24 protein-coding genes are annotated in these 20,010 nt (G+C 41.6%); 3 read left to right on the plus strand and 21 right to left on the minus strand.

Annotated features, from left to right (window positions below; translation table 11 throughout):
* The first annotated feature begins 10 nt into the window (after positions 1–10).
* From ACE38W_RS04045 to ACE38W_RS04055, 3 genes are all read left to right on the plus strand, one after another.
* On the plus strand, positions 11–1,534 hold the full coding sequence (locus ACE38W_RS04045) for a RagB/SusD family nutrient uptake outer membrane protein (protein ID WP_375828955.1): 1,524 nt from the start codon (positions 11–13) through the stop codon (positions 1,532–1,534).
* An 89-nt stretch (positions 1,535–1,623) separates the two neighbouring features.
* Positions 1,624–2,397, plus strand: a complete 774-nt coding sequence (locus ACE38W_RS04050; RefSeq protein WP_375828956.1) for a sterol desaturase family protein — start codon at positions 1,624–1,626, stop codon at positions 2,395–2,397.
* Positions 2,398–2,506: 109 nt separating this feature from the next.
* Positions 2,507–2,827, plus strand: coding sequence for a hypothetical protein (locus ACE38W_RS04055; RefSeq protein ID WP_375828957.1), 321 nt, complete (start codon positions 2,507–2,509; stop codon positions 2,825–2,827).
* An 86-nt stretch (positions 2,828–2,913) separates the two neighbouring features.
* On the opposite strand, the gene ACE38W_RS04060 is transcribed toward ACE38W_RS04055, so the two are convergent.
* The 21 genes from ACE38W_RS04060 to ACE38W_RS04160 all read right to left on the minus strand — a co-directional run bounded on the left by ACE38W_RS04060 (position 2,914) and on the right by ACE38W_RS04160 (position 19,997).
* Positions 2,914–3,969, minus strand: coding sequence for a hypothetical protein (locus ACE38W_RS04060; protein WP_375828958.1), 1,056 nt, complete (start codon positions 3,967–3,969; stop codon positions 2,914–2,916).
* A 30-nt stretch (positions 3,970–3,999) separates the two neighbouring features.
* On the minus strand, positions 4,000–4,995 hold the full coding sequence (locus ACE38W_RS04065; protein WP_375828959.1) for a hypothetical protein: 996 nt from the start codon (positions 4,993–4,995) through the stop codon (positions 4,000–4,002).
* A 126-nt stretch (positions 4,996–5,121) separates the two neighbouring features.
* Positions 5,122–6,159 carry a hypothetical protein gene (locus ACE38W_RS04070; RefSeq protein ID WP_375828960.1) on the minus strand — a complete coding sequence of 346 codons (1,038 nt, stop codon included), beginning with the start codon at positions 6,157–6,159 and terminating at the stop codon, positions 5,122–5,124.
* Between the two features lie 17 nt (positions 6,160–6,176).
* Complete coding sequence (locus tag ACE38W_RS04075) at positions 6,177–7,145, minus strand: hypothetical protein (RefSeq protein ID WP_375828961.1); 969 nt, start codon at positions 7,143–7,145, stop codon at positions 6,177–6,179.
* A gap of 51 nt (positions 7,146–7,196) precedes the next feature.
* The gene (locus ACE38W_RS04080; protein ID WP_375828962.1) at positions 7,197–8,192 is read right to left on the minus strand and encodes a hypothetical protein; all 996 of its coding nucleotides are present in this window, start codon (positions 8,190–8,192) and stop codon (positions 7,197–7,199) included.
* Positions 8,193–8,215: 23 nt separating this feature from the next.
* Positions 8,216–9,232 carry a hypothetical protein gene (locus ACE38W_RS04085; RefSeq protein WP_375828963.1) on the minus strand — a complete coding sequence of 339 codons (1,017 nt, stop codon included), beginning with the start codon at positions 9,230–9,232 and terminating at the stop codon, positions 8,216–8,218.
* A 49-nt stretch (positions 9,233–9,281) separates the two neighbouring features.
* Entirely contained in the window at positions 9,282–10,253 is a 972-nt protein-coding gene (locus ACE38W_RS04090; RefSeq protein WP_375828964.1) for a hypothetical protein, read from the minus strand.
* 69 nt (positions 10,254–10,322) lie between these two features.
* The gene (locus ACE38W_RS04095; RefSeq protein WP_375828965.1) at positions 10,323–10,934 is read right to left on the minus strand and encodes a hypothetical protein; all 612 of its coding nucleotides are present in this window, start codon (positions 10,932–10,934) and stop codon (positions 10,323–10,325) included.
* Position 10,935: 1 nt separating this feature from the next.
* On the minus strand, positions 10,936–11,781 hold the full coding sequence (locus ACE38W_RS04100; protein ID WP_375828966.1) for a hypothetical protein: 846 nt from the start codon (positions 11,779–11,781) through the stop codon (positions 10,936–10,938).
* The gene (locus ACE38W_RS04105) at positions 11,778–12,260 is read right to left on the minus strand and encodes a hypothetical protein (protein WP_375828967.1); all 483 of its coding nucleotides are present in this window, start codon (positions 12,258–12,260) and stop codon (positions 11,778–11,780) included. Before ACE38W_RS04105 ends, ACE38W_RS04100 begins: the two co-directional genes overlap by 4 nt.
* Positions 12,260–13,114, minus strand: a complete 855-nt coding sequence (locus ACE38W_RS04110; RefSeq protein ID WP_375828968.1) for a hypothetical protein — start codon at positions 13,112–13,114, stop codon at positions 12,260–12,262. Before ACE38W_RS04110 ends, ACE38W_RS04105 begins: the two co-directional genes overlap by 1 nt.
* Positions 13,115–13,116: 2 nt before the next feature.
* Positions 13,117–13,410 (minus strand): hypothetical protein, encoded by a 294-nt coding sequence (locus tag ACE38W_RS04115; protein ID WP_375828969.1) that lies wholly within the window; start codon positions 13,408–13,410, stop codon positions 13,117–13,119.
* A complete protein-coding gene (locus ACE38W_RS04120) occupies positions 13,394–13,690 on the minus strand; it encodes a hypothetical protein (protein ID WP_375828970.1) in 297 nt (98 codons plus the stop codon). Before ACE38W_RS04120 ends, ACE38W_RS04115 begins: the two co-directional genes overlap by 17 nt.
* Positions 13,687–13,899: a hypothetical protein gene (locus tag ACE38W_RS04125; protein WP_375828971.1), complete on the minus strand. Its 213-nt coding sequence runs from the start codon at positions 13,897–13,899 to the stop codon at positions 13,687–13,689. Before ACE38W_RS04125 ends, ACE38W_RS04120 begins: the two co-directional genes overlap by 4 nt.
* Positions 13,889–14,395, minus strand: coding sequence for a hypothetical protein (locus tag ACE38W_RS04130; RefSeq protein WP_375828972.1), 507 nt, complete (start codon positions 14,393–14,395; stop codon positions 13,889–13,891). Before ACE38W_RS04130 ends, ACE38W_RS04125 begins: the two co-directional genes overlap by 11 nt.
* Positions 14,376–15,287 carry a hypothetical protein gene (locus ACE38W_RS04135; protein ID WP_375828973.1) on the minus strand — a complete coding sequence of 304 codons (912 nt, stop codon included), beginning with the start codon at positions 15,285–15,287 and terminating at the stop codon, positions 14,376–14,378. The genes ACE38W_RS04130 and ACE38W_RS04135 overlap by 20 nt, the downstream gene beginning before the upstream one ends.
* A gap of 91 nt (positions 15,288–15,378) precedes the next feature.
* Entirely contained in the window at positions 15,379–15,921 is a 543-nt protein-coding gene (locus ACE38W_RS04140) for a DUF6046 domain-containing protein (RefSeq protein ID WP_375828974.1), read from the minus strand.
* Between the two features lie 10 nt (positions 15,922–15,931).
* Positions 15,932–17,764 (minus strand): tape measure protein, encoded by a 1,833-nt coding sequence (locus ACE38W_RS04145; protein WP_375828975.1) that lies wholly within the window; start codon positions 17,762–17,764, stop codon positions 15,932–15,934.
* Between the two features lie 205 nt (positions 17,765–17,969).
* A complete protein-coding gene (locus ACE38W_RS04150; protein WP_111594689.1) occupies positions 17,970–18,278 on the minus strand; it encodes a hypothetical protein in 309 nt (102 codons plus the stop codon).
* 31 nt (positions 18,279–18,309) lie between these two features.
* Positions 18,310–18,735: a hypothetical protein gene (locus ACE38W_RS04155; protein ID WP_375828976.1), complete on the minus strand. Its 426-nt coding sequence runs from the start codon at positions 18,733–18,735 to the stop codon at positions 18,310–18,312.
* Positions 18,736–18,767: 32 nt separating this feature from the next.
* Positions 18,768–19,997 carry a DUF2586 family protein gene (locus ACE38W_RS04160; protein ID WP_375828977.1) on the minus strand — a complete coding sequence of 410 codons (1,230 nt, stop codon included), beginning with the start codon at positions 19,995–19,997 and terminating at the stop codon, positions 18,768–18,770.
* Positions 19,998–20,010: the final 13 nt, after the last annotated feature.

Raw genomic sequence — 20,010 nt, forward strand, 5'->3', positions numbered from 1 at the left:
AAGCAGAAAGATGTATAACAACAATGTAAATAAATACGCAGTTAGTATAGTACTTGTCCTGTCGATTATACTGAGTGCCTGCTCAAAATTAGTGGAAGTAGCGCCTCCTCGTGGCAGCATCAATGCAAATAATGCCTTTAACAGCGATGCAAAAATAAATGCCGCCGTCTCAGCCATCTATGCGGAAATGATCAATGAAAACGAAATGACACTCACCTCAGGCGCTATGTCGTGCTATGGTGGCATACTGGCAGATGAATTGCTGCCAGTTAAAGGTGCATTCTCATCTCAATATGATATGAACTATTATTCAGGAAACATTCTTCGGGATGATCCTAATACCAACAGCATGTGGAACCAGCCATATCATATTATATATACGGCAAATTCAGTGCTCGAAGGACTTGCAGCGTATTCCAATGTTAAAGGCGTTACCGACTCCATCAGACGGATAGCTGCTGGCGAAGCCAAATTCGCAAGAGCCTTCTGTTATTTCTACCTGGTAAATACTTATGGGGATGTTCCATTACTGACCAGTACCAATATCAATGAAAACCTAACCATATCAAGGACGGCGACTGATAAAGTGTATGATTTGATTATTGCAGATCTGAAAGATGCACAGCAACAATTATCCTATGGCTATGGTTATTCGGCTGGTAAAAAGGTAATGCCGAATCAGCTTGCCGCTACTGCCTTGCTGGCAAGGGTTTACCTCTATCGTCAACGCTGGTCAGATGCAGCGCAACAGGCTAGTATTGTTATTAACAGTAACGTATATACGCTGACAACGCCTGATGCTACCTTCAAACCCAATAACAATGAATCAATCTGGGAGTTAAGTTTAATAACCAATACCGGTTCTATTACTTCTTTGAATGAAGGTAAAATGATGGTACCACCGGCGCGCTTGTCTCTATATCCTGACCTGGAGCCTATGTTCACCGATTCGGCTATGTTTGAAATCAACACTTCCTTAGGGTTTACATTTCCTGCATATGCCCTTACTACTGCTACCTATAATGTTTTTGAACCCAGCGACCTCCGTGCAAAGTATTGGACAGACAGGGTGCTGACACCTACCACTGCACCATATTTTGGAGACACGGTAAGGTATGTATCCAAATATGCAGGTGTAGATTTTCTGAGTACAGGTGTCGCTGGAGACCTGGTTAATATGGTACTGCGCTTTTCTGAAATGTACCTAATACGCGCTGAAGCACTTGCCCATGGCGCTGAGTCAGCAGGTGATGCTATCGCCGACGTTAACATCATACGTAACAGAGCCGGGCTGCCTAACCTTACCGCAATTGCTGGTGATCAGCTGTTAGATGCCATCGCCAAAGAAAACAGGCTCGAATTCCTGGGCGAATGGGGCCACCGCTGGATGGACCTGAAACGCACTGGTAAAGCCACCGACATATTGGGAAAACTCTCTTATAAACAACCATGGGACGGACATTCATTGCTCCTCCCTTTACCACAGGCAGAACTTGCCAATAGTCCTAACCTTAAACAAAACCAAGGTTATTAATATCCTTTATAAATTCCACGCAAAGCCCTGTTGTTGTTAGTGTTTCGGGGGAGCAATCCCCCGGACCTATTTTAAAATGAAATAGTTAGATGGAAACATTTTTTAAATATCTGGCTGCGGAAACTGCGTTTAACCTGCTCCGTTACTTTGTTATTGCAGGCATGATGTTTTACCTGTTTTATAAAGTTTTTGCAGGAAGATTTACAAAAAATAAAATTCAGCCAAAGCGATTTGCTGATAAAAAAGATTTTTTAAGAGAGATCTTGCATTCGGCTATGTCTAGTGTGATACTGGCTATGGTAGCCATTTTTGCCTTTACGCCTTGGATAAAGCCACATACGTTCATCTATAGGAATCTGGATGAATATCCTATCTGGTGGATACCACTGAGTGTAGGACTGGCTTTAATAGTGCATGACACCTATTTCTACTGGATGCATCGCATTCTGCATCATCCTAAATTATTTAACATCACCCATCTTTTGCATCATAAATCTACCAACCCAAGTCCGTGGACGGCCTACTCTTTTCATGTGTTGGAAGCCTTCGCGGAAGGTGGCGTAGTGCTGGTGCTGGTATTTATTATGCCAATGCATCCTTTGTCACTGGCCTTGTTCACTATTGTGGCGCTGATGATTAATGTATACGGGCATCTCGGATATGAGATCATGCCCAAGGGCTTCAGGAAGTCATTTCTTTTTGAAATCCTAAACTCCTCTACCTATCATAATCTGCATCATGCAAAGTTTAAGGGCAATTACAGCCTTTATTTTCGTGTATGGGACAGGGTGATGGGAACGGAGCATCCTGACTATGTAAAGCAATACGATATTATCCAGGAGCGACGATTCGGTAAAGAGTAGCGATGGATAACGCTGATCAATTGTGGAAAATCCTCTGTTATTTTAACAGGGGATTTTTTGCTTTTAAATATATATATTATCTTTTTAAAAATATAAAACCCTATATCCTATGCGAATTGTTTTTGGCGCCAGAACCATCAAAATTAAAAGTCAGGAATTTACACACATTGAATGTCCTAAATGCGGTGGTAAACATCTTGTTGGAGCTGCCTTTCGTCGTTATTTTCACCTGTACTGGATACCAGTATTCTCCAGTGGAACAGATGTTGAACTAAAATGCGTGCAGTGTCGCGAAGACCTCTACAGTGAGGACGTAGATAAGCAGCTGAATCAGTTTAAATATTACTGGTATACATTTATCTGGTTGTATCTGCTTGGCGCACTAATCCTTTACTGCTTCCTGGCTAGTTTGGGTTTACGTTTGTTTTAAGACAGATATAACACAGGCAAAACCAAACGTCCGAAAGATTAAAACGAGACGTCTGGTTTATGCAAAATTGTTGATGGGAGCGGATTTTAGAAGGTGGCATCGAGGGTATCCCTGAGAATTATTTCAACAGTTTTCCATGTTGCATCATAAGGTATATTGAAGGACTCCATAAAAGATTGAGTTTTAAACAGCTGATTGTCGACATAAATTTCCGCAATTAATGTTCGGAGACTATATTTTGATTTAGGCCCCATTAATATTACCTTGTCACCCGTTTGAGTTGTCAAAAGTGGAGTAGCCCCAATGTATACATTAGGCGTTGCGTTGTCAATTTGAATGGTGAAATGTTTTTCCGTTTGCGGCAATGCACTCTCCCAGAAAGCACTTAGAATATAATTCCGGGTTTCATTCTTAAAAATTAATTCTTTCCTGGAAAGATTATCATACCAGGCCGGCGAGCCAAAATTGAGCTGATATATTCCGGTTAATCCCTCTGCTGCAATATGCTCCGTGTCTGACGGCATGGTATATCTGTTAATCTCAAAAGGATCATATCCGTTATTAGGATCTTTCACCAGCACTACATTTACCAGGTCGTTGGGGAATGGATTCCTATAGTTCATTTTTAGCGAAAACGGGGGTTTGCCAAAAACAAATTTAATCCCTGAATTGTCTGTTAGTGATAATGGAGTTATTCTACCATCAGCACTCGTTATCTCTACTAAAATCGTGTCCGTAGCGTTATAGTCAAATTTATCATACCTTAATGCAAAGGCATGTGGATGAATAAATAGCATATCTATGATGTCATCCAATTCCACGCTATTATTTATTGCGGTCATTTTATATTCCCTTGTAACTGGATCCAATGTCAAAAGGCTATCGGCATGAGGTATACCAATCATTGCCGGCACTTTCAATGAATTGGCTAAATACTCTTTCAATGCAGCATCATTGGCAAGGGTATTAGTACCGGCAGTAGTTAATTCACTTTCACGTGCAATATTGGCAATCCAATAATTTCCGATGGCTAAGGAGTCTTTCACCATCAATCTGTTTACTACCGTGGTATTCTGACAATATGCATTTGAAACAAGAAAACCAACGACCAGAAGACTGAGTATTATTATTCTATTTATCATTATCTAACAGGAATAATTATGGGTATTTTTCTAATCAACATTTTCCAAAACTATTTTTACTTTAATCCAACTTGAATCAAAAGTATATCTCAGGGCCTCACTACCTGGTTGCTCAATTTCATCTTCCGTCCATAATACATCATTCTTGTACAACCAACAGTGCAACTTTGAAGGGATATAGCCAGCATTAGAATAACCTCCATATTCCCATAACCCAAGCCTAACAGGGGTTATGGAAATACGTTGTAATAGATATTCGTTATAGGTAGCGGTTTCTCCCGGTGATACAGTTATTGCTCCCGAACCAAGGCCATAGATAACAGGGAAGAAATTCCTGGTATTATTTACAATGCTCAATTCTCTCCGGCCATTAGGATCACGATATGTAGGAGGACCTTGCGATAAATTGTTGAATTTGATATCAAACTGATGTCGTATATTTTTAGCTACATACTGAATCGTATCTCCGTAGTTAGCCCATTTTTCGAAAAAATTATATCCGCCAACCACTCTAACACCTAAAGTCGGATCATCTATGTACTGGTCATCTGTGACTACCATGTAATTACGGCCAGGACTGGAATTAACGCAAAAAAATGAAACAGTAAATGGCGGCCTTCCATAACCATACATGCGCAGGTACTGATTTCCAGCACAACGTTGGCTGATAGTAATATTATCGGCGCTTGTGACAGTAACCGAAAGCGAGTCAGTAACTCCAGATTGCAACTCTGTAGCGCAAACGACATTAACCTCCAACAATTGCCGTTGAATAAGTATGGTTTCAATAAGTTGACTCAAACTAAATGCAGGAGTCAGTTCCAATGTACCTGTTTGTGGATTCCTTGAAAGGACGCTATCCGTTCTGCCTACCGTTCCGGTTGGAAATACTTGCAGAAGTCCATCTATAAATGCCTTGATAGCGGAAGCTGTTGAAAGTGTTTTATTACTTGCATGCTCCAATCTGTTACTTCGGTTAAGCGAGGTAATCTCCTGACCTTTTAACGTCAAAGATTCTTTTACCATTACCCGATTTGAGCTCAGGTTACTTTGGCAATTGGCTTGAAAAGTTTTAAAGAACAAAAGTCCCCAAAGAAAAAAATGGAATCTAAATGGATGCATCTTTAACAATATTCAAATAAAGAAAATAAATCACAGGTACTCTACTACTAATTCAATTTGTGCCAAAGGATTGGTAATAGGTATTACCATACCAGGATAATTTCTCATTTCAGTAGTATTTGTGAGTATGCCATTTTCATAAACCCGACCCCTATAAGCGCGTTTAACTACGTTGCTAAAAAAAATCTCTGCGTTTGCAGACCTGACTACTCCCTGGCAACGGATTTGCATCGGTTGCGTATACCAAACTTTGATACTAATATCTTCATTAGGGAAAATAGTATTCGTTCCTGTTGGCACTGACAGGATGATCATATCCCTTGTGTTATTTCTAACAGTTACGGGCATGATAACACCGTTAGGAACGGAGTCCATGAGGTGAATATCAAAGGAGATGCTGTTACTGATAAATTGCTGTCTGAAATGGATAGTATCTTTGTATGCTGCGAATAATGAATTTATTGGGCTTCTTCCATTGTCGCCCCAGAAAACTGCGTTAGCATTAAGCAAAATGAATTTGTCAGGATAGCGATTTACCCAATCAGCTTTTATGGTGTAGGGAGGATTGCCTTTTGCATAATTCCAGTCGGGGTATCCGCCATGAAAACTGATGGTGGTTTTAACGCCATCACTGCTGGTACATTCGAACTGAAGGGAATCTTCCGGTATTACATCTCTCATTACACTCAACATAGGGTTCATGGCTACTTTCAGCCAGGGATTCCTATGCAGGGCAGCGGACTGTTGAATCGTAAACCGTTTTAATGCTGAAATTGCAAGCTTTCCAGTCACGGGGTCAATTGTAAGTGCACTATCTCTTGGTGGCCCGGGAACAGGGTTTAAAGGGCTATTACGTGCCGTATTCAGGATATGATTTTTCCAGGCGCCATCTGTTGAAATTGTTCCTTCATGGGTACCCCACATGGTACTATCAGATTTTATCTCCTTAATCCAATGCCCGCCGATACTCATGGAATCCTTTACCAGCAGTCGGTTTACTGTGGCATTACTCTGGGCTGACACTGCAGAAGAAAGCAGCATCAAGAAAACAAACAATCGTGTGAACATGTAAATTAGATTAAATTTCAGGGCAGGATGTCTTCCAAAATTATTTCATAATCTTCCCAGGTGGGATCTAATACAAAATACAAGGAAGACATATCATTTATAGGAAAATCCCTCGTCGCATATAATACTCCATTTCGGTAGACTTTTAACCTGACAGGAGCAGATATTCTATTCGATATCACGTATTGTCCATTAGAGGCCGCATAAATGGCACCTGCCTTCAATGTATTATCCCGATATCCTGTCTGGTCCAACCAAATAGTCCGCTGTGAAACCTCCTGCCCGGGCATCAATATTACAGCACCATAATTATATTTAGACAATGTAAGCACTTGATGAGCAGAATGATTCTTTATCTTTTCATTAATATAATAGATATGATTTTCCGGATAGGTTCTCAACCATGATTCAATACTGATAGTTAAGTATCCTCTAAGCCGATCAGCTGTTAATATTGCGGTGTCTCCTGGTTTAAAAATCAAGTTATTCTCGTAGGAATGGTTACCGTTAAGAATAATACTTTCAGCTGCAGATATATTGATTGACAGTACAGAGTCAGTTGTTTTATTATTAACAGCAGCATATAATGAAAAAGGCGGCTTACCATATACACAGAATACTTCATAGGAGTGTTCTCCGGAAACATAATAAGTAGATTTTATACCATCGCTACTTAAAAAATTCAGGTTAAAATTTATCAAAGGGGTCATCCTTTGGCCTGTCCAGAAACGTACGGCCACTTCAAGTACGTTTGAATTTGCCAACGTTTTGGCAATATCGTCAGGTGAAATGCTGCCACCCTCCAGCATGGACTTGTCAATATATTTCTTGAGGGCCGCATCAGTAGAAACACTGGTATTACTGGCATTATGCAGGGTACTGTCATTATTGATCTGCCTGATCCACTTTCCATTAACAGACAAGGAATCTTTTACCAGCAAACGATTCGCGGTAATATTACTTTGGCCGGATGCTATTGAAGACATCAAAATCAGGGTTACAAACAATCGTGTTAACATGTATAATAGATTAAGTATTTAGGGCTGGATATCCTCCAAAATAATTTCATAGTCTTCCCAGGTAGCATCCACCGTAAAAGGAAGCTGAACGCCGTAATCTATAAAGGCGGGTATATCTTTAGTCGCAAACAACGCTCCATTACGGTATATAGAACACCGCACCGTTTCCGTAAGCGGGAAGACTACAATATATTCTCCATTAATTCCCGTATGAATAGAAAGAGCCCGAACACCGTAGGAATATGTGGCTGTTGGATTCAACCATAAGCTACGTTGCGAGAGTTCCTTTCCTGGCATCAATACTTTGGGATTATACCCATCATTAGCGACATACAGTATTTGGGAAGCAGTATGATTCTTAAACTTTTCATTTACATAGGTTAGATGAGTTTCAGGAGTCGTTTGCAAGGGCGCCCCGATTTCAATAATCAATTTGCCTCTTAACATGTCTGCCGCAATAAGCGCAGAATCCCCTGGTTTAATAAGCAGATAATTCGCATAGCCACCATATCCGACAAAATAACGTTCTGAACTAGCTAATCTAACGGACATCACAGATGCTGCAGTTTTATTTTTAAATGCTGCATTTAAAGTAAAAGGAGGCTTCCCATAGACGGAGAAATAGTCCTGGGGGCGGCTGCCTGAAATACTAAATGTGGATTTTATTCCATCGCTACTTAAGAAATTTAGTTCAAAAGGAATCAGCCAATCCGTTGCCAGAAATGATACGTTAACATCCAGCATATTCGGGTTCATCCTCATTTTTGCAATATCAAGAGCGGAAACATTACCTCCACCCGCCGTTGCATGCGCTATATACTTCATAAGTGCAGCATCTGTCGAAATACTTGATTCACTAACACCTTTTAAAGTACTATCATTATTGATCTGCCTGACCCAATTACCATTTAAGGACATTGAATCTTTTACCAACAAACGGTTTCCAGTAATAACACTTTGAGCTGATGCTATTGATGACAGTAATATCAGGAAAACAAACAATCGTGTCAACATGAAAAATAGATTAAAGTTTAGGGTTAAATATCTTCTACAACAATTTCACAATCCTTCCAGGTGGCATCAATTGGAATGGAAAAGCTATCATCCATGTATGCAGTCAGGTCCTTTGTAGATTGAAGTGACCCATTGCGGTACACTTTACACCTGACTGCTTTGGAATTGGGATATGATGGTAAATATTCACCACCTGGCGCTTCAAAAAAAGTGGCAGCTGTTATCCTATATGAGCCATAGCCGGAGCGGTTCTGCAGTAGGTGACGCTGCGAAATTTCCTGTCCGGGCATTAAAGCCAAATTATTATAAGGATTACTATTATTAGGTTTTGTTACATAAATGGATTGTGAAGATGAATGATTGGTTATTTTCTCGTTTATATAGATTAAACTATTGTCAAGACTCGGCCTTACTCCAACTCTAACACCTATTGTAACGTAGCCTCTTAATCGATCTGCATTTATAATAGCTGTATCACCAGGTTTAAATAATACAAAGTTGTTATAGTTCTGAAGTGTTCCCGTAGAAGTAGCACGTTCCTGGGAATATACAAGAACCGATAGTGTGGAATCAGCTGTAACATTAGGTATGGTAGCATATAGAGAGAAAGGAGGTTTTCCATATACAGTAAAATAATCACCTGCATATTTCCCATAAACATTACATGTAGATTTTATCCCATCACTGCTTAGAAAGTTTAAAGTAAAATTGAGCATTGGAGACACGCTCCCTTTATCCCATATGCCTACTTTCACTTCAAGTACATCCGGATTTTTCATCATTTTTGCAAGCTCCGTGGGGGAAATGCCCCCTCCCGACACCTGGTCTATATAGGCCTTCATGGCTGCATCCGAGGAAATAGTCTGCTCGCCGGAAATTTGTGGTATACCATCGCTATTAATCCGATTGATCCACTTCCCATGTAAAGACAAAGAGTCCTTTATAATAACGCGATTCGCGGTTACAGTGGTTTGTGCTACGCCCAGCATGGGCAATAGCACAACCACCCAAATAAGTATATTTTTTTTATGCCAAAACATAATGTTAAAATTAAAGAAAGGTGTAAAAGGACGAATTCATGTAAAGGCATTATATATCTTCCAGAACGATCTCACAATCCGTCCAGGAATCATCTATCAATATGCCCTTCTGCAAACTGGAATTAGCAGAAAGCATCTCTTCCTTAAATAATGCGCCATTCTTGTAAAATCTAAGCCGTAATGGGGAAGAAGTTGATGGACCAATGACATAGTCGCCCATGCTGGAAATAAAGAGATGCGTCACTTCAGCATAACCACCAGCCGTCCCACCCATCTTCCAAAAGCAGTCGCGCTTCTCGACCGTTCCCGGCATGGCTAAAACAGTACCATTTTGATAATTAATATATTTCAATACGTGATGTGCCGAATAATTCTTAACTGTTTCTTTCAGTTTAAGGTAAGTTTCTCCACTTGTGATTTTAGTCGCGTTCAGTATGAGGGTTACGATACCTTTTAACCCAGTCGAAAGTATTTGCATTTTCTCTCCGGGTATTGAATTACTCTCATGATAATAATATTTAAGAAACTTATTTGTCCCATCTAGTGTCAATGATAATAAAGTATCTGTCGTATTATTTCTTATTTCTGTAGATAATGAAAAGGGAGGTTTACCATATGCATAAAAAATTTCAAAAGGACTTACCCCCGTTATGCCATAGGAAGTTTTAACACCGTCGCTACTTTCGATATTCAGTGTAAACTTCACTGATGAATCATTTACAGGACTGGAAGCGTATCTAAACCAGACTTCCAAGTAATTTGGATTTAGCAACGCCTTCGCCTGCTCCTCATAGGAGGCGTTTCCTCCTGCCACCTTATCTATATATTTCTTCATGGCTGCATCCGTGGAAATACTATGGTCTCCAACGGTTTTCAACGTACTGTCATTGTTGATTCGTCTGATCCATTTTCCATCAAGCGACAACGAATCTTTAATTACAATCCTGTTAGCGCTGATATTACTCTGCGCCCATAACTGTTGAGTAAACAAACACAGTATCAGCAAAAGAATTTTATTCATTTGGGGGATTTGGGGTAAAAGTTGAACTATGCCGGCATTCCGGACACCAGGTTAATGGATGAACAAAGACTACCTTTTATAATACCTTATCTGCACACTACCGGCGATGCCGCTGAAGTAAATATCTTTATCTGTTAAGGCTGCAAACAAGTCAAGGGATAAAACGCTTCCTGCATTCTTTGTAAGTGTAAGCCCATCGAGCAGATCGTTGCCACCAGCTACAGTACCTATGGTCAAACTGATGTCCACAGAAGGAATCACAACAATTTTCTCCAGCAATTCATTCATCCGCAGTACATACTTTCCATTAGCCGTGTATGTATTCTCTTCAACGGTATTGGAGCTAACTTTTGAAGCCAGCTTGAAGACCGCAGCACTTGTAGCCAGGGTATCATTCTGATTCAAATCAATAGCATCCGAGATATTATTGGGAATATTGCTCAGACCAATCTGTGCTTTGGTGACAGCATGTGGATTACCCTTGTCTCCCAAATGCGACTGCAACTGCTCATAATCCGCCTTAGCGTTCAGTAATGCCCGTAATCCACTGACATTGTTGATATCGATGACATCTTCCAATTTGTGGAAGAAACTATCTATCAGATCCCAGAACTGTTGCTGGGTAGGGTAATCGCCAGTTTCGAACCAGCTTTTAAGTTTATTTCTATCCTGGATTGGCATATTAATATAAGATTATTGCGTAGTCAAACATGAGATAAACATAGTTCTTGGAGACCTTCCTAATAAGGAGTTTGAAGTTTACCGAGGTCAGGTCGCGTACCATCCATATCACATCATTATCATTATTATAATCGAGAGAATAACTTCGCAGCGATCCGGCTACAAGATATGGTCCGTTAACAACGCCTCCGGCAATATTAATATTGGTAATGGCATCATCACCACTGCTATTAATTGAGCCTGTAATTTCTACAGATCCGGTTCTTACGATTTTGGATGCTTTTGCTGTAGCTTTGGTTGTTGCCAGTACATTACTATCATTCAAGGTTGGATCATCAGAAACAGCATTAGGAAGATTTCCCAGACCTATTTGTTGCTTCGTTACGCCGTGTGGGTTATTCTTATTGGCAGCATGCAAGGTGTAATTGCTGTTCAACGTAGTCAAATTATTATTCAACTCAGTCAGGTTAGTTTGCAAAGCGCCAATGGTGGAAAGACGAAACAGATCTGTAATAGGTCGGCCGCCACTGCCGAACCGGGCATACCTGGTAAAATAAACAGTACGGGAAACACCATCTTCAAAGATTTCATTGTTGTGATCATCTACTACGATGAATGTGCTCTGTTTAGGGCCACCCACAAAAGGCAGCAATTCTCCATCCAGCACAATCCAACCGTCCGAAAAAGAGGTGCCATTATCTTCCATACCGGAAACAATTACATTATAACCGCACACTTTCGCCATACCGGAAATAGCATCTCTATAGGAAGACTGCATATATAACAGTAAATCCTGTGTAAGCGGGAATCCGCCAAGGTTGCCGAAATCCACTCTTTTATTACTCATGTCAATTGAATTTTATAGTCTTTACTAGCTAATTTGTAACTGTCAATAAATGCCCGCATCTCATCTTCTGCAAACCTCAATCCTGCTGGCAATAATACCAGAAAATCCACTGTCACACTATTGGTTTCCGTTTTCAGATAAAGGTTTAACGGCAGCCCATCGGCTCTTCTGTATAACATCAAAGGCTTATTCTCGTTGCGCTGGTAAATGAAAAGCACTTCTTTTAACAGTACATCAGCAATGCGTATGCGTCGTTCGATATAGTCGTACCGGTCGTTGATGGCCTTTTCCAGAAAACACACCTGCGGCGTTATACTTATGCGATACAGATTATTTCTTCTGTTGGCTTTAAAATCATTATATAACAACTGTACGGGGTATACCAATGCATTCAGCCAGGCTTTCATGCGCCCCTTTCTCAAACCTGGAGGCAGCAATAATGCTATCAGTCGACGATAATCGATTTCAAAAATCTTCATTATATAATGCTGGTTTGTGCGATGAAATTTAAACTCAAGTCATCTTTCTCATTGAAGATGCGTACATATCCAGCATCTGGCTGATACATCAGGTCAACGGATTTATAAGGCAAATTACCATAACGGGCCTCCGCACCAACGATCTGTGGGATCACCACCCCATCAACCTTCTGCAGCGCGTCAGTAAGATAGGCCAGGACTAAGGATCCATTGAATGGAAGAGAGGTCAGGTACGTTCTGATAGCCGTCTGCACGGGCTCCGAATCTGTACCATCCAATCGGGATCCATTACTACCCAGTACCAGTGGGTTATAATACACATCCACCTTTAACCTAAGATCATCCCCCTTATCAGAGCCTACAATGAGTCTTACGCCTGCATCTTTCACGGTATTCATATACTTTGTAAAAGCAGTCAGCTGGTCAGAGGTCAGGGGTTCAAGATCAGCCTTTTTGGTGGCAGCTTTTACCCGCAAAGACACTACGCCTCTACTATCCGGCTGTTCCACAATTGCGCAGAAATGAACAATTTTACTGGCCTCTATCAGATCATTCTGGACACCCACATTGTCGTAAGTATCGCTTTCCGCAGGGAGGTTGAACCCATACTGAAACCGCTTAGCCTTCTCGGCATACCATTTCAGGCTGTGTGGCTTCATATTCGAAATCAGATCTGATACCTCCTGTTTATGCAAATCAAATAACTGATCCAGTGTCCACTGACAAAAAGCAGTAACGTAAATGAATAAACGAAAAATGGACGTTTTACTGACGCTATTTAACAGTTTCAGCTCCGGAGTATTATTAACTTTATCTACAATCAGTGACTGTATTTGTTCTATTGTTCTTGCCATTGTTAACTAATCTTGAAGTCTATGCCAATGCCCATATACCCAATACCACCACGGGCTGTAACAGTGCTTTGCAGTGCGAGGGATGTACCTGGGAAAATTTGCTGTTGCTGATAATAAGAAATGATGCGCATATTGATGGCTATCACATTTGCCGTTTGCAGTATCGTTCCACCGATAAGTTCATCCGTAATGCTGATATCATTTTCCTTTGCCAACACAAAGATGGTATCTGTAGCACCGGACTCCCGCAATATGATATCAAACAAACATTGGTGTTGTTTAACGGTTGTTGCCATAATGTGCATCTATTTGTAGATGGCCGGATTCTTCCAGCCTGATCTCATTAATAATCATTCCATCTTTTTCAAATTCCATCTTCACTTCGCCCAATAAAATCCCGGGTTCATCATCCTTCAGGAATCCCATCATGCCTACGCCTATAGCAGGATGCTCCCGCCAGTCGCCTTTATTACTGATTAAAAGTAGTTGCTGATGTTGCAACGAGCTTTCTCCCACCTGTAGATCTCCATCATAAAATGTGAGATCATAATTGCTGTCCAATATTACATCCGTCATGATATGGTATAATTAAAGGTTCCTGCTACCGGACCATTGGGCGCTGTCAGACCAGTACTATATTGTATACTGACCTGTTTGATTTCTTCAATGACCGCCTGCGCCAGTTTAGTGGCTATTCTATCCATAGCCGCGGAAGCGTCCTGTTCTTCCGTTTCTTCATTAAAGGCAGCGCGGATTTTATTTTTCAGTCTGGTCTCATTCAGCATCTTTCAATAGTTTTTCTACCCGATTTTTAATTTGTTCAAAAGTGGTACGATTGACCAGGTTAACAGTAGGACCACTTTGCGTAGTAAATCGCATATTCATAATGCCATCCAGGAGATCATCCATAATTTTCCTTAAGGTTTCGTCATCCTTTTTCAACAGATAGCCCTTGCTGTCCATTTTCATCAGGGTTTTATCGATACAGTACAGCACCTGGCTCACTTCATCTACGGCAACAACGATAAATTCCTCACTGTTCTCAATTCGGGCTATTTGTACTACACTGTCTTTTACCGGCACAAGAATCACTTTTCCACCACCTTTGACAACACTTTTAAGACGAGCATCCGGAATCTCCAAACCACTGTCCAGCGTTACCTTGATGGTATTATCCTCTTCATTGAATTCGCCTGCTTTAGCGGGAAGAATGGTTACCGGACCAAATCTGGAAGAAAAACTGGCCATCGCCTCGGCGATATCATTTATTTGTTTTGACATCTGTACTTAGTTTTGCACCTATTGTTACTGACCTTCTTGCACCTTCTTTACCATAGCTTACCTCTGTTGCCTGCACATAGTAGTTGCCGTTTTTCTCTGTATGTTTCAGGTCTTCAAAAGACGCTCTGAATCCAGGTATGCAATAAGGAGACAAAAAACATTCTATCTTCCCTTCATACCCACCATAGTTAAGTGTATAGGCATGTTTCTCAGCAATCTTCTCCAAAGATTTCTGATCAGAAACGCTAGGCACTTTAAGCAATTCTTCTTTAGCGTCTTTTTGCGCGTTTCCCACTTTACCTGAGACTTTCTCACCGTTGTTCTTATCGCTTAAAAACCTTACAACCACTTTGTCGCTGCCGCCATTCTTTAGTTTGAGCTCATCTGCCTTGATCACGTTGAAGCCTAAACGATATTTCACGTTTGCATCCCGATTCAGGTATAGCAGGTTGGCACTCAATTCATCACCATGAAAGAAGAACTCCAGCTTATAGTAATTTTTCAGCAGTAATAATATTTCAGTCCTGGATTTATCGTTCACCGCCAATCTATCAATTGATACATTCGGTATCTCTCCCAGTTTGATATCGGTAGGAGCTGTTATTTCCTGCAAGATCGATTTGAGGGTTGTTTTAGTATATACTTTACTGATGTTCCGACCCACTCTCAGTTGATATGCGTAGCCTTCGCATTCAATTTCTACAGGTGAAGTATGATTTACCTTCGTAATGAATCCTTTGAATTCATCCTGTAGTTCATCATTATATCCCAATCGAATACTGACAGCATCGCCTTGCTTGAAAAGCAACGCAGTATCTGCTTTATTCTGCACCAGGAGATTCTCGTTCATTACCTTTGCGGCATCCGGTATTTTGAAAACGGCCTTGTCCACAAAATCAAAAATGCTCCTGCTTATCTTTACAGATATTGGTTTGATAGACCTGTATTTTCCTATATTTATCTCGCTTGTTAACCTGAACATATTAAGACAACTCTAAAGTGTAAACGTCATCGCTTTCCAGTGTCATTTCATACGGTCTTGCATTTTGCGCGCCGCTGCTAGGTTTGAGCAGTTTAAAATCTGTCACAACAACTGCATGATCACCTTTTAGAAAAATATCTGAAATCACACTACGCATTATCAACCTGGTTCCAGGATCAAACAATTTCTCGAGTTCTGCTATTTCTGTTTCGGGAAATATATTGTTATCATTGACAGCGATGCCTTTGATGGTAATCTGAAAATCATCTCTGCCTACGATCTCCTTTACTGTTCCCAGCTGTTCTGGAAGCGTCGTATGAACAATTGTTTTTTTACAAGTAATCTCCAAAGTGGCGAATGGCAGCAGATATCCGTTTAAGGTTATCGGCAGAAAGAATTCTCTTCCGTATATATCCTGCTGATTGTATGGTTGTCCCAACCTACTGAAACGCTCTTCTGGTCTGGCTACTGCAATACTGTATTTCTTTGGAGGATCAGTACCGAATACGTCCTTGTAAATTTTTTTTAAATCAAAATAGGCCATCGTTTACATTTTAATTAACAGGCATTGCATTCAGGCTCAGTAATACTCTACGCATTTCTTCCCTTACCAGGTTCCCCATCTCTTCCACACCTTCTTTGGCACTGAGTGCATGTACTTCTAGCTTTTCGATCTGTTTACCAATATTGATAACGATACTTCTCGGACCGTTGTTATTGATATTCTCAGCTCTATTCTTTGGTTCTTCCGGCAGATCATTTTTCAAGGTGCCATAGTCAGGCGTTACTTGGGTACCACTGTTACGCTGTGCGTTCTTCTGAATTTTCGCGAGTTCTTCTTCTCTTTGGAAGTTTTCTCTGCTGGCCTTATTAGCTGTATTGTAGGCATCAACGGTTGCATTCGCATTTTGAACGGTATGAACCAGTTGCTTGTTTATGCCGGCTTCCACTTTGGCGAAGGTTTCTCCGGCAGCATCCATCGCACCTTTCCAGTCTCCTTTGAAGATGAGTTCAAGTACTTTGGAAGCACCTTTTATGGCATCTACTGCTATCATGAAAGAGTCGATCAGATAATCTTTTATTAACTTACCAAAGCTTTTGATGCCGGCACCCATTCCGTCTATAAAGGCCCTGAACCCTTCCACTTTCTGATAAAGGGTGATAAATGCCCCGCCTAATAAGGTGATAAGCCATACAATTTTGGCGATCGGATTCATATTCATCACAAAGTTGAGCACAGCCATAGCGCCTCGTAGAATAGTGGTGGCAGTGGCTCCAATACTCATGCCCACAGCCATTACACCAGCACCTATACCACCCGCATTCATTGCCAATGCGAGACTGGCAACAGCAGTCGTCATTAACCACACGCCAGGTTCACCATCTGCCAGACCATTGATGAAATCAAGGATTACACCCGCCACTGGCCCAACAATATCTCCCATTGAACTCAGCATATTCTGCATCTTGGCAGTGATGATGTTCCATTTTCCATCAATCGTGTTGGCCTGATCATCCAGGATACCAGTAAATTTGCCTCCTTCTGAAGTGGCCACCTGGAATGCATCTCTTACCATATCGACCGTAATGCGGCCTTCATTAAGCCGCTTCTGCAGCGTCGCCACTGATATTCCGGACTGCTTAGAAATAAGCTCTAATGGATCCAATCCCGCCGTCTTCAGCGTACCAAATGTATCGGCACTGAGTTTTCCACTTTCCTGTATTTTGGCAAATGTTTCCGAGAGTGTCTTGAATTTCTCCGCATTACCACCACTGACATCTCCCAGCATGTATAACATCGGAATGATTTCCTTAGTCGCCATACCAAAGTTCTTCAGTGCTATTGCTTGTGGCATCAGCGCGTCTACCGGAAGAGGAGCGATACTCTGCATTTTCTCAAGCTCCTTCAGCATGCCGCTACCTTCCGCTTTGCCAAAGGCCATATTCATGGTGATCTCCTGCTGCTGTTTGGTTTTAGTCAGCTCCCAAACACTATTGGCCAGCTTCCCGAGCATATCGGTAATTTTACCTGCCACGGCATTCTCCGCTGGTGCTGCTGGCGCACCCGGTGCCGCAGGCGCCACGTTCCCCACTGGCGCATCTTTACACTCGCAGGGGCATGGAGGAGGACAAGGGCAGGGATCTTTATCAGCATTATCGTTTGCCGACTTTAATGAGTTTAAAGCCGACGTTGCACTCCTGGCGACATCATTTAACGACTTTAAAGCCGTTGAAGCCATTGTTGCACTCCTGGCTACGCTCATGAGCCCTTCGACGGCTCTGCCACCACCACCCTGATTACTCAGCTGCGACAGCGTAGAAATGGTAGGCGAAATGACAACTGCAAGTCTGGTGAGTTGTTGAAATTCAACGGAAATGGCACTCATATCTTTTTTTTTTGAAAGAGCCTTCTGACTTTCGATCATCAGAAGACTCTTTGTTTTGCTTCATTTTTGCGAATATCCTCGAGCATAGCCCAGTGCTGCGCCCACATCTCATCATCCAGTGATGAAGGGTCTATGCCCAGAAAATACCGCAGCTGGAGGTCTATGTAGAGAACAAAGTTGCTGCTAAAGTCTCCGTCGGCCTTGGCTAGCACTCCCCCAGTTCACCCTTCTTTTTATTCATCAGCTCTTCAACAAAGTCGCTCAGACCAAAGTAATAGCGATCTTCCTTACGAATGCTTTCATCACCACCCAGCCAGATACCATTGATAATGGTTTCATTGAATTTTGCAGGGCTGGAAGATACCTTGGTAGCGGCAAGACTATAAATATCACGGGTTACAGTGCGCATATAACAGACTTTACCTTCTACTTTGTAGGAATAAACTTTTCCGTGTTCATTTTTCCAGGCTTCAATTTGTTCAGCTGTAGCCTGTCCGATCAGTTGTTTTGACATAGTTTATTTTTTTAAAGAGATCAATACCTCATTAGGCTTTGTTGATATTCAGGCAGATGAATGGCAATGCAATTTCTTTGAACTTATCACCTTGTTTCATACCGTCTTCGTAGTCTGTAAACTCAACATGGGTAAGTTTGTTTACCTGAATTTTATCGTTATTGGAATAGGTACAAACGATGCTGATCAGGTGGCCGGGAATATCGACGATATCATCATAACCTGCAGCCAGAGCCGCTGTATTGAGTTCATCAAATTCACTTTTCAGGATAGTGAGTGTACCTTCACATTTTTTGTTACCACGTTGAACCGCTCTCGGATTGCTTCCTGCACCATAGATCAATTCTTTCTCAATGGATTTTTTGTAGGTAAGGCCACGTAATCCGGTAATCTCACGGCCGAATAACACCACCTTTACGTCTGCCCATTCAAACTCTCTTGAATTAAATATTGGCATATGTTCTTATTTTTTTTGTAATAGAATGTGAATTAAACAGTGGTATAACCGAGATACACATCGATGTATTTCACACAACCTTTTGGTCTGATGCGTACGAAAATGTATACATGATTAGAAGAGAGAATATTGAGGTTAGGACTATCAATACCTGCAGCACTGTAAAGCCCTGCAAACTGCTCAGGATCAGGGTTTACCATCGCTTCAACGGCTGGAGAACCATCTGTATTACGACTGATTTCGCCGTTCATTCTGCGGCTGATAGCCTCTTCGATTTGCAGTTCCAGTGCAGCTTCGGCGGCCACGCTCAGGCGCCCGTCCTTGTCTACATCAACATCGTCTTTTAATTCGTTATAATAAACTTCATAGGCGATACGGACAGCTTTGTCGATTGTTCTGCCATTACGGAGGCTGGAGAAATCACTTGTTGGAGTACCCAGCATATTATCATCATTGAAAAGATAACCAGGTGCAGATTCATTTCTCTCGAAGGTGATATAACGCTTTTCCCAAATGGTTTCCAGTTCAGCATTCTCCATTGCGTCAGCATTACTGCTACCTACTTTAACTGCTGCATCATCTGCGATGGTTAGGCTACCGGATTTTACCCTGCCAATGTTGCGCATCACAGGTACTTTGGCTGCACGCCCCAGCGCCAGCAGAACTGCAGTGGCACTGTTGTCATTTACGGTGCCCAATACTATACCAACGTTGTCTTTTTTCTCGGCAGAATAATCTTTCAGTTCTGTTGCTTTGGTAAAGCCATAACCCTGTACAAATGCGCGAAAAGGTTTACGAAGGTCAAACCAGTGCTGTGCAAGTGTTTGAAGCGCAGCTGCCGCCTTTGTAACATCCTGGTCTACACCATCTGTTACTACAGGAGTATAACCAGTAGCCGGGAATTTTGCCACTGCCAGCAAACTGATTGTGCCACCTGCGAAATTGAGTAGTTTTTCAGCGATTGCCGGAGCTGTGATGTCTTCCAGGTTGGAAGTCTGCGGTACGAACAGGCAATAGAGCTTGGAACCTTCCGGAGCTTCTGCAAAGAAACCTTCATGGATAGCTTGTAATGCCTGGACGTTAGCTGACTGCGACAGTACATCTGTTGCCTGTTTTTTACTTCTGATAAGTACAGGAGTATTGTAACCAGCTGTTGGCGCCTGGGCCACAGCCATGATAATTCCGGCCACGCCGTCTATACTGGGAGCTAATCCGCCCAGATTTCCATTAGTTGTTGAGATATTTACTTTTGGTCTTGCCATTTCTCATTATTTG

This window comes from Chitinophaga sp. Hz27, assembly GCF_042263525.1.
Taxonomy (GTDB): domain Bacteria; phylum Bacteroidota; class Bacteroidia; order Chitinophagales; family Chitinophagaceae; genus Chitinophaga.